This is a genomic window from Novosphingobium sp. TK46, from assembly GCF_055361525.1.
Window position 1 is genome coordinate 1,367,718 of the sequence record NZ_CM143963.1, and the last position, 15,276, is coordinate 1,382,993.

Sequence of the window (15,276 nt, forward strand, 5' to 3'; positions counted from 1 at the left end):
TCCCCACGCCCAAGCCAACCGTGCGAGCGCCTTCCAAAACCCGCCGATGCGGAGGGCCGACCGGCGCACCCCGACCCGATTTGGATGCACCGATCAAGTGCCTCACCCCGGCTGATGGAAGCCCATGCAGACGTCAACGGACACGATACGATCCTGATCGTCGAAGGCGTAGATCGAGATGGAGCGAAGCGTGCTCACCGTTCCGTCCGGCGCCTCGCTGCGCTCGTCCAGGTCGAGATAGACTACGTCGCCAGCTTCCGTCGCGCGGTGGAACGTCTTGTCGTAAACGCCGCCGCCGGCTTTCCATTGCACCAGCAATTCACGGTACGCCGGCCAGCGTAGCTCCTGATCGCGCTCGTTGCCCCGGCGCACGAAACGGTCGGCGTCGATCATCGGTACCAGCACGTCCCAGTCGTCAGCGGACGCTCCGTTGACGATGTCCTTCATGCGGTCGCCCCACTCCAGCGCCTTGCGCACGCGGTCACTCGTGATCTCACCTCGGGTCGTCCAGTCGCCTGCCATGCTTACTCTCCTTTTTTCCCGCCATCTTCGCCCAAAGCCTTGGGGAGCGACGTTCGTGACATCATGGCGGCGAACATCGCGTTCGTCACGCGTTGTCGGATCGATGCCGATCCTGGCCTGGCACCCGCGACCCGGGCTTGTTGAAGTACGAGGCTCTGCCTTGATGGGAGCGGCGACGATCCGCCGGCATATCAGCTGCCAAAACCAACCCGCACATCCTCCGACGATGAACGGGGCACGGGAAACACGTTGCCTTTGCGCGTCACCGCCGGGTCCATGGTCGCCACGATGGCAGGATCGATCCGGATCACCGAATATCCGCCAACGGCTCCGGCTCCGAACCCCGGGGCGAACAGGCGCATCGGCTTGTCGATCACCCCTTCGACAACCGCGTCGTGGATCGCGAGCGGGATGCTTGCCGCCGAGGTGTTTCCGACGCGCTGGATATTGAAGTAAAGCTGATCCGGAGTCAGCCCGGCCTCGACCGCCAATTCGGTGACCATGGTCTTGTTGGCCTGATGCGGCACGACCAGATCGATGTCGTCGATCATCTTGTCCCCGCCATGAATGCCCGGGATATCCCGCAGTTCGCCCAGCATCTGGATCAGGTAGCGCTTGGCCAGCGCGCGGACCGGCGGACCATAGACGGTTATGTTGTTGTCGAAATCGGGATTGGGCCAGACGATCGCATTGACTTCGTTTCGGGGACCGCTGGCGTATGTCTGGACGATGTCGATGTCCGGCTCGCCGCCCGCTGGGGCCGGTCCGATCACCATGGCCGCCGCTCCATCGCCGAAGAGCATGCGGGACGTGCGCACGTTACCGATCTTGTCGGAGAACTTCTCGGCGCAGACGAGCAGGACCGGGCGGTTGACCTCATCGAGGATCCGCAGGGCTTCCGACAGGCCATAGGGCATGCCGGCACAGGCCGCGACGATGTCGCTCGAATTGTGCGTCTGATAGATCCCAAGCTCGGCCGAGAGCCAGGTCGCCACCGAGGGGATGAGGCGGATGCTGGTGCATGAGCAGAACAGGACCGCGCCGATCTCCTCGGGCTGGCGCCCCGAATGCGCGAGTGCGCTGCGCGCCACGTCGAGCGAAATCTCCTCGAGCGCGCGGTTGGTGTAGCACCTCGCCTCGATCCCGGTTTTGGATTGAATCTCCTCGGCCGTCATCGGCGACCAGTTCATCGCCGAGTTGCGGATGACGTCTTCATTGGTGCAGACCTGTTCGCCGGGGCTTGCGGCCAGCGCTTCGATCCTGGGCATGACGGTGAACTTGTCTCGCACCATCACGGGTGGATATGGCCGGATCGGCTGTTTCGCCTCGACGGCAGCCCGCGGTGGCGCCGCCGCTGTCGACGTTTCCCGCGCATCCTTCACGCGGTTGATGAACTCCAGGACTTCGCGGTTGCGCGGCTCGAAGACGATCACGAAATCGTCGTCGGCGATCTCATGCGGGCGTGCGAGCCGCTGGCGCGAGCGATCCCACGGATAGAGGTTGTGGAGCAGCATCACCCAGCGGTGTATCGCCTCCAGTTCTGGCAAGTCTTCCTTGACGTCGACGACGTCCTTCTCGGTGAAGACCGGGAAATTGGGATCGTGGCGATCCAGCACCGTGGTCAGGTTTTCGGGATCGGCCAGGAACTCCGCGATGGTGGGCTTGATCGCAGGCATGTAGGTCGCGTGATGCCGCTTGTAGCGCACGATCTCGAACAGCAGGCCGAAGATCTTGTTCTCGGATGCGGCGGATTGGGGATTGCTGCTGGGCAGCTGTTCGAAGGCGGACCCCATGGAGGCGATCTTGCGATCCGCATCCTGCCACGGCTCCTGCACCGGCAGGAACAGGTCATGCCGGTTCCGGGGCACGTCACGCCAGCGCATCGGACGCTTCTGGTACAACGTCATGGTGTTGCGGTTGACCCAGTGGAGATTGAGCGCGACGTCGCGCAGCAGTTCGATACGGCTGCGATATCTGCCCGCTTCGATCGACCCCAGGATCTCGGTCCCGGTCGGTGCCTTGGACTCCATGTCACGCTTAACGATCGCTTCGAACTGCGAGAGCGACGTGATGATCGAAAAGTCGAGTTGCGCGAACAGATTTGCCGGCAATACCAACGAGCCATGCCGGTTAAGCACGAAAGATTTCATAAGGCCCGTCTCCCGTGTTCGTGACGCGATCCCAACGGATGACTGTCCAGACCGGACATCGTCATCCCCTCGGTCGCGATCGCCACCATGAAGGCAAATTGTTGTGCGGTCGAAACTATTCGCAAAGAACAGCCAATCGGGCGGACACGAACGCTCAAGTACCCGAATTGACGATCGCCTGGCGAAACAGGCTGCCTGGTGCTTCCCAGTCCATGCGTACGCGGCGATGTGCGATCAGCCATTCGTCGCCGACCTTGCGGAACCGGTCGAGGTACAGCCCCGCGTGGTCCGGTCCGATGTCGGTCCAGGCCACCCAGTACGTGCGCGCTTCCGCCTCCCCGGTGCCGATCAGGTCGATCCGGGAAGTGGAAAGGTGGTGGCGCACGAACGAGGCCTGGTGGGTACCACCCTCACTCGAGCGCCAACGATCCTGCCACGCCCGGATAGCCGCGACACCCACATAGCGAAACGCGCGGTCGGGTGGCACGTGTTCGCTCTCGATCACGGCATCGTTCGTGAAGCAGGCGACGAAATCGTCGACCTGCAACCGGTCGCCCGCAGTCGTGTAGCGCGCCATGACATGCCGGATCGCTTCGCGAGCCAGCAGGTCGTCCACGGTCATGACATCACCAGTCCGGCATCGACGTTGATCGACTGCCCGGTGACGGTACGCGCATCGTCGGAGGCGAGGAACAGCGCCATGCGCGCGACATCTTCGGGCGTCGAGAACGTCTTGAGCGGCAGGGGCGCGACGATGCCGGCTTCCACTTCCTCGTAGGTCCTGCCCTGCTCCGATGCGACGCGCTTCATGTAATTGACCATGAGGTCGGTGCCGATCGCACCCGGGACCACGCAATTGCAACGTATCCCGAATTCGCCCACTTCGCGCGCGATCGTCTTGGTCAGGATGCGCAACGCCCCTTTCGCAGCGCTGTAATGGCTCTTGCGCACCATGCCGTCCCACCCGGCGCTGGACGAGAAGTTGATGATCGAGCCGCTGCGCCGCTCCAGCATCGATCGATTGAGCACTTCGCGCGTACACAGCATCGCCGCCATGCAATCGACCTTGTAGGTATCGAGGAAGTTGTCGACCGTCTGCTCCCAGATCCACTTGTCGGTGCCCGGAACGGCGGCGTTGTTCATCATAACGTCGACCTGCCCCCAGCGGCTCATGGCCGCCTCGACCATCGCGGCGACGTCGTCTTCGATCGTCACGTCGGCGCGCACGGCGATGGCCTGTTCGCCGATCGAGGCCGCAGCCTCCTCGACCAGTTCCAGCCGACGTGCGGCAAGCACCAGCCGCGCGCCCTCCTGCGCCATCATCCGCGCCATTACCGGGCCCAGACCCGTGCTGGCGCCGGTGATGATGGCGACCCTGCCTTCGAACCGGCCGCTCATATCGTCGCGACCTTGCGCATGGTCTCGTGACTTTCGGGTGACCCGTCGAGCGTACGGTTGAAGCGCTCGGCAATGCGCCAACCGTCGTCGGTGCGCCGCAGCGTCCAGTGGTTGACCGCTGCACGCCACAGCACCCAGCGCTCGGCCTCCTTGAGGATGACCAGCGAATAGCCGACCGCTTCCGCATCGTCGCCCGTCACCGTGATCTTGGGCGTCGCTGTGAGGTGCGCGCAGCCGGTTTTCACCAGCTCAAGGTGACCCTCCCAGTGGTACATGCCCGCGATATCGTCAGGCGCCTCGAGACGCTTGGTGCCGCCATCGGGAAGAGTGAACGAATAGCCGCCGCCCGGCACCCACAATTCTCCGGCAGGTTGCGCGGTGGCGCTGTCCACCAGCGGACCATAGGTGTTCAGCAGGTTAAGAATCTCGAGGTGATCCTCCGCCTTGCGGCATCTTGCCTCCAGGGCCGCGAGCCGCTCCTCGATCGTCGATTGCGCCATGATCCTTGCCTCTCCGGTCATATTATCGCTGGCAATTCAGCGCGACGGGATGGGCCGGGTCAAGTTCCCGCGTGGGGGCGCATGGAATAAGTGAGCGGGATCGCGGCCAGCCTCACCATTCGAGCCAGCGACGGCGACCGGCATGGCTGCCCGCGACGACGTCGGTATGCGTATCGACATATGTAGGAGCGGCCGCACCGGTCCTCGTCGCTTCGGCGACAGCTTCAGCGCGAGCCGCGCGCAGTTCGGCATCGTGCACCCGCTGCTCGGCATCCCGGGTCGCGAGTTCACCGCGCCGCTCGGTGCGCAGCGAATAATAGTGCCACCACATCTGGCTATGCGCGAACGCGAGCACCAGGCCGCCGATGATAGCAAGGTTCTTCAGCGCATTGATCTGCTGCACTGGATCGGTGAACTGGTTGTGGAAGAACAGGATTGTCAGCGCGGTAAACCCGGCGAGGAGGATCGAAACCAGCCGCACCGCGAAACCGGCGGCCAGGCACAGTCCGCCAACAAGCTCGAAGATTCCGACCGGCACTGCCAGATTGCTGGGCAAGCCGGCGTTCGCCAGCATTCCCGCCGGTCCGGCGACATACATGAGCTTTCCGGCACCTGTCGCGATGAACAGGATGCCGATCAGCAAGCGTCCGATGATGGCGGCGATCTTCGACATGGCGTGCCCTCTTCCCGACTGTTATCCAGCCTAGGACGCATCGACGATCAGGTTTGTTCCCGAACGGGCGAGGCCACTTTCATCGCCGCACGCGCCTAGAGCTTTGGCAGCGTTACCCCGCGCTGGCCCATGTACTTGCCCGCACGATCGGCATAGCTGACCTCGCAGGGCTCGTTCCCTTTCAGAAACAGGAACTGGCACGCGCCTTCGTTGGCGTAAACTTTGGCCGGCAGCGGCGTCGTGTTCGAGAATTCGAGGGTCACATGGCCTTCCCAGCCGGGTTCGAGCGGGGTGACGTTGACGATGATCCCGCAACGAGCATACGTCGATTTACCCAGGCAGATTACCAGCACGTCGCGCGGCACCCGAAAGTATTCGACCGTACGCGCCAGCACGAACGAGTTGGGCGGGATCACACAGACGTCGGTCTTGCGATCGACGAACGAGTTGGCGGCGAAGTTCTTTGGATCGACCACGGCCGAATCGACATTGGTGAAGATCTTGAACTCGTCCGCCACGCGCGCATCGTAGCCATAGGACGACAGGCCGTAGGAAATGCAGCCATCACGCCGCTGCCCTTCGACGAAGGGCTCTATCATCTTGGAAGCGAGCGCCTGCTCGCGGATCCACTTGTCGCTCAGAACTGACATGGCGGGTGCGATTCCCCAAGCTGGCCCCTGTAGCAAGAGGCCGCCGCAGCTTGTCCACCAAAGCGGTTCAGGCGAAGGCGTCCTGCTTCAGCAGTTGACGCATCTGGGTCACCGCCTCGCGTGCGTTGATCCCGACCATGAAGCGCACTTCCTGCAAGTCGTCGCGCATCTTCAGCGTGGTTTCTTCGCCCGCGCTGAGGAACGCCATGTTCCACTCGGAAAACGCGCGTTCCGTGATCGGCACCAGATCGATCAGCTTGACGTCGTCATGCCGAAAATCGCAGCAGATGGCCTCGAACGTGCGCTCGACCGCCAACTTGGGGCCTTCGAGCACCTGCACGAAGCTGTCGTTCACGAACAGCAGGCTGCCGCTCAGCATTGCCGAGGCATTGCGCTGCGCCGAGCGTGTGGCGATCTCGCGCACCGCCGCTTCGCGGGCCGCGCCTTGCTCGGGCAGGGCGCAGCGGCTGATATAGAGAAGTCTGTTCATGGACATCGATAGGGCCCCGTGCCGGATCGCTGAAGTGTCAGGCCGCGATCGAGCCCACGCGGCTGTGCAGCAGCGCGATCATGTCGGCGGTCTTGATGGGTCGGCTGAGCAGGAATCCCTGAACGTGATCACAGCCATGCTGAGAGATGAAGGATAGCTGTTCCGCGGTCTCGATACCCTCGGCGGTTACCTTCATGTCGAGGCTCTCGCCAAGTTGCGCGATCGCACGCACGATCGAGGCGCTGCCTGGATCGGACGGCAGCTTTTGTACGAACGAGCGATCGATCTTGATCCGGCTGATCGGAAAGCGGTGCAGATAGCTGAGCGAGGAATACCCGGTGCCGAAGTCGTCGAGCGAAATCCGCACGCCGAGATCGCGCAAGTTGTTGAGCGTGCGCAGCGCCGCCTCGTCGTCACCCAGCAGCGCGGTCTCGGTGATCTCCAGTTCGAGCCGCTCCGCCTTGAGCCCGGAGTCCTGCAGCGCCTGGGCGACGATCTGCGGCAAGCGCGGGTCGAGCAGCTGGACCGGTGACACGTTGACGGCGATGTCGAGACTTTCCGGCCACGATATCGCGTCTGTGCAGGCCTGGCGCAGCACGCTGGCGCCGATGCGCGAGACGAGCCCCAGATCCTCGGCGATGGGAATGAACTCCGCAGGCGAGATGTCGCCACGTCCCGGGCAGTTCCAGCGCAACAGCGCCTCGGCTCCCGCGATGCCGCCGGTCAGCGAATCCATGATCGGCTGATAGACCACGGTGAATTCGTCGCGCATACAGGCGCGGCGCAGTTCGACTTCGAGCAACCGCCTTCGCTGCATCTCTTCCATCATCGCCGATTCGAACAGGCAGAACTGGTTCTTGCCGGCGCCCTTGGCGGAATAGAGTGCCACGTCGGCATACTGGATCAGATCCTCGGGTTCGCTCCCGTGATCGGGCGCCAGCGCCACGCCCACACTGCCGCCGAGTTCGGCGACGTTGCCGTCGATGATGAACGGCCGTGACAGGATCTCGACGACCCGCGCGGCCAGCCCGCTCGCCTGCGTGCTGTCGGACATGCCGAACGCGATAATGGCAAACTCGTCCCCGCCGATCCGCGCGACCAGATCCCCGGCGCGGACGGCACGCAGAAGCCGTTTGGCGACTTTCTTCAGCACGATGTCGCCGGTGGGGTGGCCCAATGTGTCGTTGATGGGCTTGAAGCGATCGAGATCCACCATCAGCAACGCGAAGGGTCGACCATAGCGACTAAGCTTGCCGCATTCGCTCAGCAAAGCCTGCGAGAACGAATGGCGATTGGCCAGTTCGGTCAGGGTGTCGTGCATCGCGATGTGCTTGAGCTGATCCTGCGAGTGCGCCTGAACCCGCACTTCGATCAGATACGTGGAAATACCCATGCCCACGATGAGCAGCGCGACCATCGCGATCGCCAGCGCGACAGCGATGAAGGTCTGGTTCTGCGCGACGGTGGGCATGCCGCGGATCGGGGTGACGATGAACCCGGCCATGCCGGTGAAGTGCAGGCCGACGATCGCACCGACGAGGATGAGCGCAGGCGCCAGACGATCCAGTGGCCGCGCCTGAAGTCGATATACCACCGCCATCGCCATCAAGGACGCCACGAACAGCGAGGTGACGACATAGCCGGGGATCCAGTCAACGGTACCCTCGACACGGTAGGCGAACATGCCGACATAATGCATCGCCGCGATCGACAGGCCGATCACGCCGCCGCCGATCACCACCGCGAGCGATCGGCGCAGGATCGATGCCAGCATCAGCCCGCAACCGATCCCGCCGATCGCGATCATCGCCGAGGTTACCGTCAACGGCCCGTTGAATTCGACCGGGGCGGTGGTGCGATATCCCAGCATTGCGATGAAGTGCGTCGCCCATGTCGCGCATCCCGCGGTGATCGCCGATAGCAGGCACCAGTGCAGCCGCGAGGGGCCGCTTTCGCGCAATGTACGCTGGAACAGGGTGATCGAGACGATCGCGCCGGCACAGCACATCAGCGCGGCCACCAGGACGATCCGCCAGTCGTGCTCGTAGACCAGGCAAGTTAAGACCCGCATCGACGGCTCCATGACGACGGGCAAGGTCGCCCGCAGGCACTATCTGTGCCGGATATCGTTAAGATTCGGTCATTTGAAGCCATTTTGGTACATCTAGCAGATTCTACTACGTGACATTTATAGATGGATTGCGCGCTCGCAGGGGGCCGTGCGCATTGGCATCTCGCGACCGCAACGTCTTATGTCATGCTTAACCCGAGGATGGTACGGCCGGCGCCATGACCTCACCTTCGCGTATCCTCGTCGTCTTCGGCACTCGTCCCGAGGCGATCAAGCTTTTCCCCGTCATCCATGCGTTGCGCGCCGATCCCCGGTTCGCATGCATGGTGTGCATCTCCGCGCAGCATCGCCAGATGCTCGATCAGGTACTGGAAATTTCCGGGATCGTCGCGGATCACGACCTCGACGTCATGCAGCCCGACCAGACGCTGGACGCCCTCACCGCACGGTTGCTGACCGGGCTTGGCGAATTGATGGACCAGGTGCGACCCGATCGCGTGATCGTGCAAGGCGATACCGCGACGGCCATGTCGGGTGCGCTGGCCGCGTACTACCGCAAGATCCCGGTCGATCACGTCGAAGCCGGGCTGCGCAGCTACAACATCTATCACCCCTGGCCCGAGGAGGTGAACCGCAAGATCATCGGCGCCATGGCCAGCCTGCACTTCGCGCCCACCGCGACGGCAGCCGGCGCCCTGCTCAAGGAAAACATCGATCCGGCGCGCGTCCACGTCACCGGCAACACGGTGATCGATGCGCTGCATTGGGTTTCGGAACGGATCGAGGCGGAGCCGGCGCTCGCCGGCGGTCTCGCGGAGCTCGAGAGGCGGTTTGCGGGAAAGCGCATCATCGGCGTCACCAGTCACCGGCGCGAGAACTTCGGTGATGGCATGGAAGGGATCGCCCGCGCGATTCGCCAGATCGCCGAGCGCCCCGACGTGGCGGTGATCTTTCCCGTCCACCTCAACCCCAACGTGCGCAAGGTGATGAACGAGGGGCTTGCCGGGCTCGACAACGTCGCGCTGATCGAACCGCTCGATTATCCGCACTTCGCCCGGCTCATCAACATCGCCGAGATCATGTTGACCGACAGCGGCGGGGTGCAGGAAGAAGCGCCCGCGCTGGGCAAGCCAGTGCTGGTCATGCGCGAGACCACCGAACGGCCCGAGGGCGTCGAAGCGGGCACCGCCAGGCTGGTCGGCACCGATCCCCTGACCATCGTTACCGAATTATCAACCCTGCTCGACGATAGGGAAGCATACGAGGCCATGGCGCGTGCCCACAACCCGTTCGGGGATGGGTACAGCTCGGCCCGCATCGTGGAGTTGCTCGCCAATGAAATCGGATTCGAAGCCTGACGTCTGTGTAGTCGGCCTTGGCTACATCGGCCTTCCCACCGCAGCGGTGATCGCGCGCGCCGGGTGCAAGGTGCTGGGTCTCGACGTCTCGCAGCGGGTGGTCGACACCATCAACCGCGGCGAGATCCACATCGAGGAAGTCGATCTCGACGGCCTGGTCCAGGGCGTCGTCGCGCGCGGGCTGCTGTCGGCTTCGGTCGACGTCGCGCCCGCCGACGTGTTCGTGATCGCGGTGCCGACGCCGTTCGACAAGGATCACGCGCCCGACATCTCGTATGTTCTCGCCGCCGGTCGCACGATCGCGCCGGTGCTGAAACAGGGCGACATCGTCATCCTCGAATCGACCTCGCCGGTCGGCACTACCGACCGGCTGCGCGACATGATCGCCGAAATGCGCCCCGACCTGAAAATTCCCGGCCTCACCCGCGAGACGCCCGACATCGCGGTGGCTTACTGCCCCGAGCGCGTGCTGCCGGGCCGCATTCTGGAAGAGCTGATCAACAACGACCGCTCGATCGGCGGCATTACCCCACGCTGCGCGCGCAAGGCGCTGGCGTTCTACAAGCGCTTCGTGCGCGGCGAGTGCGTCACCACCGACGCCCGCTCGGCCGAGATGACCAAGCTGGTCGAGAACGCCTATCGCGACGTCAACATCGCCTTCGCCAACGAGCTATCGATGGTGTCGGACCGCATGGGCCTCGACGTGTGGGAGGTGATCCGCCTCGCCAACCGCCACCCGCGCGTGAACATCCTGTCGCCCGGCCCCGGCGTCGGCGGCCACTGCATCGCGGTCGACCCCTGGTTCATCGTCCACGGTGCGCCCGAGGAGACCCCGCTGATCCGCACCGCGCGCGGGGTCAACGATGGCAAGATGCACCACGTCATCAAGAAGGCAGACGAACTGGTCGCCGCCAACCCCGGGGCGAAGATCGCCTGCCTGGGCCTGGCGTTCAAGGCCAACATCGACGATTTCCGCGAAAGCCCCGCGCGCTTCGTCGCGGCGCGCCTGGCCCGCAAGTATGGGGCACGAGTCCACATCGTCGAGCCCTACGCCGCCGAGCTCCCGATCGAATTCACCGATACCGGCGCGCACCTGATCGACGTCGACGAGGCGCTGGAGACCTGCGACATCCTCATCGTGCTGGTCGACCACGACGTGTTCCGCGTCGTGCCGCTGGCCGAACGGGCGGACAAGCTGGTCTACGACACCCGCGGCATCTGGCCCGATCAGCCGCGCGCCATCCGCGAAGACGCGGCGCCGGTCCGTCTGGCGGGCTGACCCCGCTCCCGATCTGACTTTCTGGGCCTTCGACGGCCCCGCTCCGCGGGAGAAGGCAGGCTTTTTTACGAAGCTGGTGTTTTCAAGCCCTTTCCTTCGCGCTTTTTTCTATATACCGGCGGATATAGAACAGGGCGATTGAGGGCTTCGATCATGACGATGCGTTTTAGCGCGGTGCTTTGCGCCGCCCCGTTGCTGTGCGCGGCACCCGGCCTCGCCCGTGCCGACGAGGCTGCCGATGCCAAAAGCCCGATCATCGTCACCGCCCGGCAGCGCGCCGAAAACATTCAGCAAGTGCCCGTCGCGGTTTCCGTGGTGCAGGGCGAAACGATCGAGCGCGCCTATGTCGTCAACACCCAGAACCTGACGACGCTGGTGCCGACGCTGAACTATTCGTCGGCCAATCCGCGCAATACGTCGTTCACGATACGCGGTCTGGGCTCGAGCGTGGTCGCGGTAAGCCAGGCGAACGACGGGCTGGAACCGGGCGTCGGCTTCTACGTCGATGGCGTTTATCATGCCCGCCCCGCCACCGCCGCCTTCGACTTCACCGACATCGAGCGGATCGAAGTGCTTCGCGGCCCCCAAGGCACGCTGTTCGGCAAGAACACCACCGCCGGCGCCATCTCGATCGTCACCCGCGCACCCAGCTTCACCCCCGAGGCGCGCGAGGAGATCAGCGTAGGATCGCGCGATTTCGTCCAGGTGCGCGCATCCGCCTCCGGTCCGATCACCGACACGCTGGCGTTCCGCGTCTCGGGCCTGAGCACCCGGCGCGATGGCGTGATCCGCAACGTCGTCAACGGCCGCAAGCTGAATGGGATCGGCAATCAGGCGGTGCGCGGCCAGTTGCTGTTCAAGCCGAACGAGGATTTCCAGTTCCGCCTCAGCGCCGACTTCACCAACTTCGAAAGCGAATGCTGCACCCAAGTCTATCTGCGCGTCGGCACCAGCCTGCGCCCCGCCGCGCGGCAGTATCCGGCCCTCGCCGCGCGCTTCGGCTACTCGCCCGCCAGCTTCGACCCGTACGACCGGCGCACCAACATCGATGCCGCGTTGGGGGTGAACACCAACGAGGGCGGTGTGTCGGGCACGGCGGACTGGAATCTGGGCGCAGTGACGCTGACCTCGATCACCGCCTGGCGTTTCTGGAACTGGGATGCGGACAACGACCGCGACTACACCGGCGTCCCGATCCAGCTGGAACAGCACATCCCCTCGCGCCAGGACCAGTACAGCCAGGAACTGCGGATCGCGTCGAACGGCACCGGCCCGCTGCGCTATGTCGGCGGCCTGTATTATTTCCACCAGCAGCTCGATGGCAGTCCGATCAGCACTTACGGCCCGGCCGGTGCGCCATGGCTGATCGGCCCGACCTTCACCGCGAACGGCACCACCGTCGCCGTGCCGACCAACCTGCTCGACGGCTACGGCACCAACGGTCAGACCCACTTCGTCACCAGCAGCTACGCCGCGTTCGAGGAAGTAAACTACGACGTCACCCCGCGCCTGACCGCGACTGGTGGCCTGCGTTATACCTACGAGCGCAAGCACGGCGACTACGACAGCCCGGTCGGTGGCGGTCCGGCGCTGAGCGGCACCCCGGCGCAGATCGCCGCGCTGACGGCGGCGCGGCTTTCGATCCTGCGGCGGCAAACCTACTCGGCCCGTGACAAGGATGGCAGCCTCTCTGGCCGGGCCAACCTCTCGTACCGGTTGACCGACGCCGTCATGGCTTACGGCAGCTTTGCGCGCGGCTTCAAATCGGGCGGCATCAACATGTCGGGCTTGGTGCTGACCAGTGCCAACCAGCCGGCGCTATCGACCGCAGTGGTGCGGCCCGAGCGGAACACCACCTACGAGGCGGGCCTCAAGACGCAGCTGTTCGACAAGCGGCTGACCTTCAACCTCACCGGCTACATCACCAAGGTGCGCGATTTCCAGGCGACCGTGGTGGACAGCAGCCAGACCGTGGCCTTGCGCGGCTACTTGTCCAACATCCCCGAGGTGACGGTGAAGGGCGTGGAGATCGACGCCGCCCTGCGCCCGATCGCGGGTCTCACGATCGGCGGCTCACTCGCCTACGCACATGGCGAGTACACCGACTATCCCGCCGGTCCTTGCCCGCTGGAAGTACAGACCGCCGCCACCACCGCCTGCAATCTGACCGGCAAACCGCTGGTCGGTCTGCCCCGCTGGTCGGAAAGCGTGACACTCGACTACGCGGCGCCGCTCGGCAGTCACGGCAGTCTCGTCGCCCATGCCGACACCAGCTGGCGCACCAGCTACTACGGCGATCCCAGCCTGTCGCAGTTCACGCTGATCAAGGGCTATAATCTCACCAACGCCAGCATCGGCTATCGCCTGAACGCCGGGGTGGAGATCAGCGTGTTCGCACGCAACCTGTTCGACAAGGACTACATCCAGAACCTGACGATCCAGGCGGGCAATTCCGGCCTGATCCTGGGCACGCCCAGCGATCCGCGCACCATCGGCGTGACCTTGCGAGCATGGCAGTAGGACGTTCAGCCCCGGGCGCTGTCAAATCCCCGCGTACCAGGCGTAGCCGCTGCTATCCTCCCAGTAGCCACCCTTGCCGCCATAAACGCCCGCCAGAGTGTCTCGCGCCTCGATGCGCATGACGAACTTGGCATGCTTGTAGCCGAGCTGGCGTTCCACCCGCAGTCGCACCGGGGCGCCGTGAGCTTCTTCCAGCGGGCGGCCGTTCATCTGCCAGGCGAGGATCGTCTGCGGGTGGCGCGCATCGATCATGTCGATCGATTCGTAGTAGGGCGCGCCGCCGTAGATATCGGCGCAATGGAACACGAGGTACTTCGCCGCCGAGCTGACTTGCGCCAAATCCAGCACGTGCGACAGGCGCGGGCCCTGCCATTGTCCGATCGCACTCCAGCCCTCGACGCAATCGTGACGCGTGATCTGAGGGCGCTGCGGCATCGCTTGCAAGGCTGACAGCGGCAAGGCCAGCGGCCGTGCCACCATGCCGTCGACCCGCAGTGCCCATCGTGCGAAGCCCTGCGCCAGATGCCGCTGGTATTCTTCGCCCGCGCCTTGCTTGCTGCCGTTCGCGCGGAACTGCAGCGACATGTCCGTTGGCCGGTATTCGCGCGCGAGGGCCTGACCGCCCAAGGCGCGCTGGGTGACCTGGTGCAAGTCCTCGCCACGTTCCAGCAGGTTCTTGAATCCCGGCTGCTGGTAGAGCTTGTCGCAACCCGACAGCAGCAGCCCGCCACCCAGCGCCCCGGTGCGGATCAGCGTGCGGCGCGAAAGGATCAGCCTGCTCATGCCTTGTCGCTCCGATCGCGCGGCAGCCGGTACTTGCCGGTGACGATGGAGCGCAATTCGTTGATCGGCCCGGCGAGAATGACCATCGCGACATGCACCACCACAAACGCCACCAGCCCCCAGGCGCATACGAAATGCACCGATCGCGCCGACTGGCGGCCACCGAACAGCTCGGTCACTACCGGCGCCCAGGCGTCCGTGCCCGGCGACATCGCCAGACCGGTGAGGATCATCAGCGGAATCAGTCCGAACAGCACCGCGGCGTAGGACAGCTTTTGCAGCACATTGTATCGCAACGCCGCCGCTCCGGTGGGAAACCGAAGGCGCGCATGGGCCTTGATGTCATGCCAGATATGCGATGGTCGCCATTCGGCCCGGCGAATGTGAATGTCGCGCTTGAGATGGCCGTTCACCAGCGACCAGACGAGATAGACCAGCAACCCGACGGCCAGCAGCCAGGCGAAGGCGAGATGCCAGATCCGTCCATCGGCCAGGCTGTAGCTGGACGGCAACGTCGCCCAGTACGGAAAGGCGCGGTGCCGCTCGATCCCCGCCGCGTCGGTCCACGCGCCCAGCCAGTGCCCCATCGGCATCCGCAGCGAGCCGATGCGCAGGAACCCCTGCCCGCTCTGCTGCCCGATCTCGAGCCAGGCCCGGTCGAAGTTGGCGCCATATTCGCCCCAGTAGAGGCGGGGGTGCGCGTTGAAGATCATCAAACCGCTCATCAGCATGACGAGCAGGGTCACCGCGTTGACCGCATGCCAGATGCGCGTGGAAAGGCGATGACGCCGCACCACGTCCCCGCCCTTGGGCGTTGGACGCTCGATCGATCCGGCATCACCCGCCACCGCACCCCTGGATATCTCGGACTCGACCGGCATG

The 15,276-nt window shown here is 64.4% G+C and carries 14 protein-coding genes; 3 read left to right on the forward strand and 11 right to left on the reverse strand.

All coding sequences use genetic code 11. The annotated features are described in order from the left end of the window. Window positions 1-102: 102 nt before the first annotated feature. From ACXJ1Z_RS06505 to ACXJ1Z_RS06545, 9 genes are all read right to left on the reverse strand, one after another. Complete coding sequence (locus tag ACXJ1Z_RS06505; protein WP_463780435.1) at window positions 103-522, reverse strand: hypothetical protein; 420 nt, start codon at window positions 520-522, stop codon at window positions 103-105. A 191-nt stretch (window positions 523-713) separates the two neighbouring features. Beyond that, window positions 714-2,672 (reverse strand): 3-oxoacyl-ACP synthase III family protein, encoded by a 1,959-nt coding sequence (locus ACXJ1Z_RS06510; RefSeq protein ID WP_463780437.1) that lies wholly within the window; start codon window positions 2,670-2,672, stop codon window positions 714-716. Window positions 2,673-2,826: 154 nt separating this feature from the next. After that, window positions 2,827-3,294, reverse strand: a complete 468-nt coding sequence (locus ACXJ1Z_RS06515; protein WP_463780439.1) for a nuclear transport factor 2 family protein — start codon at window positions 3,292-3,294, stop codon at window positions 2,827-2,829. Then, window positions 3,291-4,070: an SDR family NAD(P)-dependent oxidoreductase gene (locus tag ACXJ1Z_RS06520; protein ID WP_463780440.1), complete on the reverse strand. Its 780-nt coding sequence runs from the start codon at window positions 4,068-4,070 to the stop codon at window positions 3,291-3,293. Before ACXJ1Z_RS06520 ends, ACXJ1Z_RS06515 begins: the two co-directional genes overlap by 4 nt. Further along, entirely contained in the window at window positions 4,067-4,591 is a 525-nt protein-coding gene (locus tag ACXJ1Z_RS06525; RefSeq protein WP_463780442.1) for a nuclear transport factor 2 family protein, read from the reverse strand. Before ACXJ1Z_RS06525 ends, ACXJ1Z_RS06520 begins: the two co-directional genes overlap by 4 nt. A 91-nt stretch (window positions 4,592-4,682) precedes the next feature. Beyond that, window positions 4,683-5,243, reverse strand: coding sequence for a DoxX family protein (locus tag ACXJ1Z_RS06530; protein WP_463780444.1), 561 nt, complete (start codon window positions 5,241-5,243; stop codon window positions 4,683-4,685). Window positions 5,244-5,338: 95 nt separating this feature from the next. Further along, entirely contained in the window at window positions 5,339-5,893 is a 555-nt protein-coding gene (dcd, locus tag ACXJ1Z_RS06535; RefSeq protein WP_463780446.1) for a dCTP deaminase, read from the reverse strand. A gap of 67 nt (window positions 5,894-5,960) precedes the next feature. Further along, window positions 5,961-6,383: a BLUF domain-containing protein gene (locus ACXJ1Z_RS06540; RefSeq protein ID WP_463780448.1), complete on the reverse strand. Its 423-nt coding sequence runs from the start codon at window positions 6,381-6,383 to the stop codon at window positions 5,961-5,963. A 37-nt stretch (window positions 6,384-6,420) separates the two neighbouring features. Continuing rightward, the gene (locus ACXJ1Z_RS06545; protein ID WP_463780449.1) at window positions 6,421-8,454 is read right to left on the reverse strand and encodes a putative bifunctional diguanylate cyclase/phosphodiesterase; all 2,034 of its coding nucleotides are present in this window, start codon (window positions 8,452-8,454) and stop codon (window positions 6,421-6,423) included. A gap of 218 nt (window positions 8,455-8,672) precedes the next feature. On the opposite strand from ACXJ1Z_RS06545, the gene wecB reads away from it, so the two are divergent. The 3 genes from wecB (at window position 8,673) to ACXJ1Z_RS06560 (ending at window position 13,611) form a co-directional block, all read left to right on the forward strand. Further along, window positions 8,673-9,812 carry a non-hydrolyzing UDP-N-acetylglucosamine 2-epimerase gene (gene wecB, locus ACXJ1Z_RS06550; RefSeq protein WP_463780451.1) on the forward strand — a complete coding sequence of 380 codons (1,140 nt, stop codon included), beginning with the start codon at window positions 8,673-8,675 and terminating at the stop codon, window positions 9,810-9,812. Further along, entirely contained in the window at window positions 9,790-11,091 is a 1,302-nt protein-coding gene (gene wecC, locus ACXJ1Z_RS06555; protein WP_463780452.1) for a UDP-N-acetyl-D-mannosamine dehydrogenase, read from the forward strand. Before wecB ends, wecC begins: the two co-directional genes overlap by 23 nt. Window positions 11,092-11,244: 153 nt before the next feature. After that, window positions 11,245-13,611: a TonB-dependent receptor gene (locus ACXJ1Z_RS06560; protein WP_463780453.1), complete on the forward strand. Its 2,367-nt coding sequence runs from the start codon at window positions 11,245-11,247 to the stop codon at window positions 13,609-13,611. A gap of 21 nt (window positions 13,612-13,632) precedes the next feature. On the opposite strand, the gene ACXJ1Z_RS06565 is transcribed toward ACXJ1Z_RS06560, so the two are convergent. Continuing rightward, entirely contained in the window at window positions 13,633-14,394 is a 762-nt protein-coding gene (locus tag ACXJ1Z_RS06565; RefSeq protein WP_463780455.1) for a molybdopterin-dependent oxidoreductase, read from the reverse strand. After that, window positions 14,391-15,275: a cytochrome b/b6 domain-containing protein gene (locus ACXJ1Z_RS06570; RefSeq protein WP_463780457.1), complete on the reverse strand. Its 885-nt coding sequence runs from the start codon at window positions 15,273-15,275 to the stop codon at window positions 14,391-14,393. Before ACXJ1Z_RS06570 ends, ACXJ1Z_RS06565 begins: the two co-directional genes overlap by 4 nt. Window position 15,276: the final 1 nt, after the last annotated feature.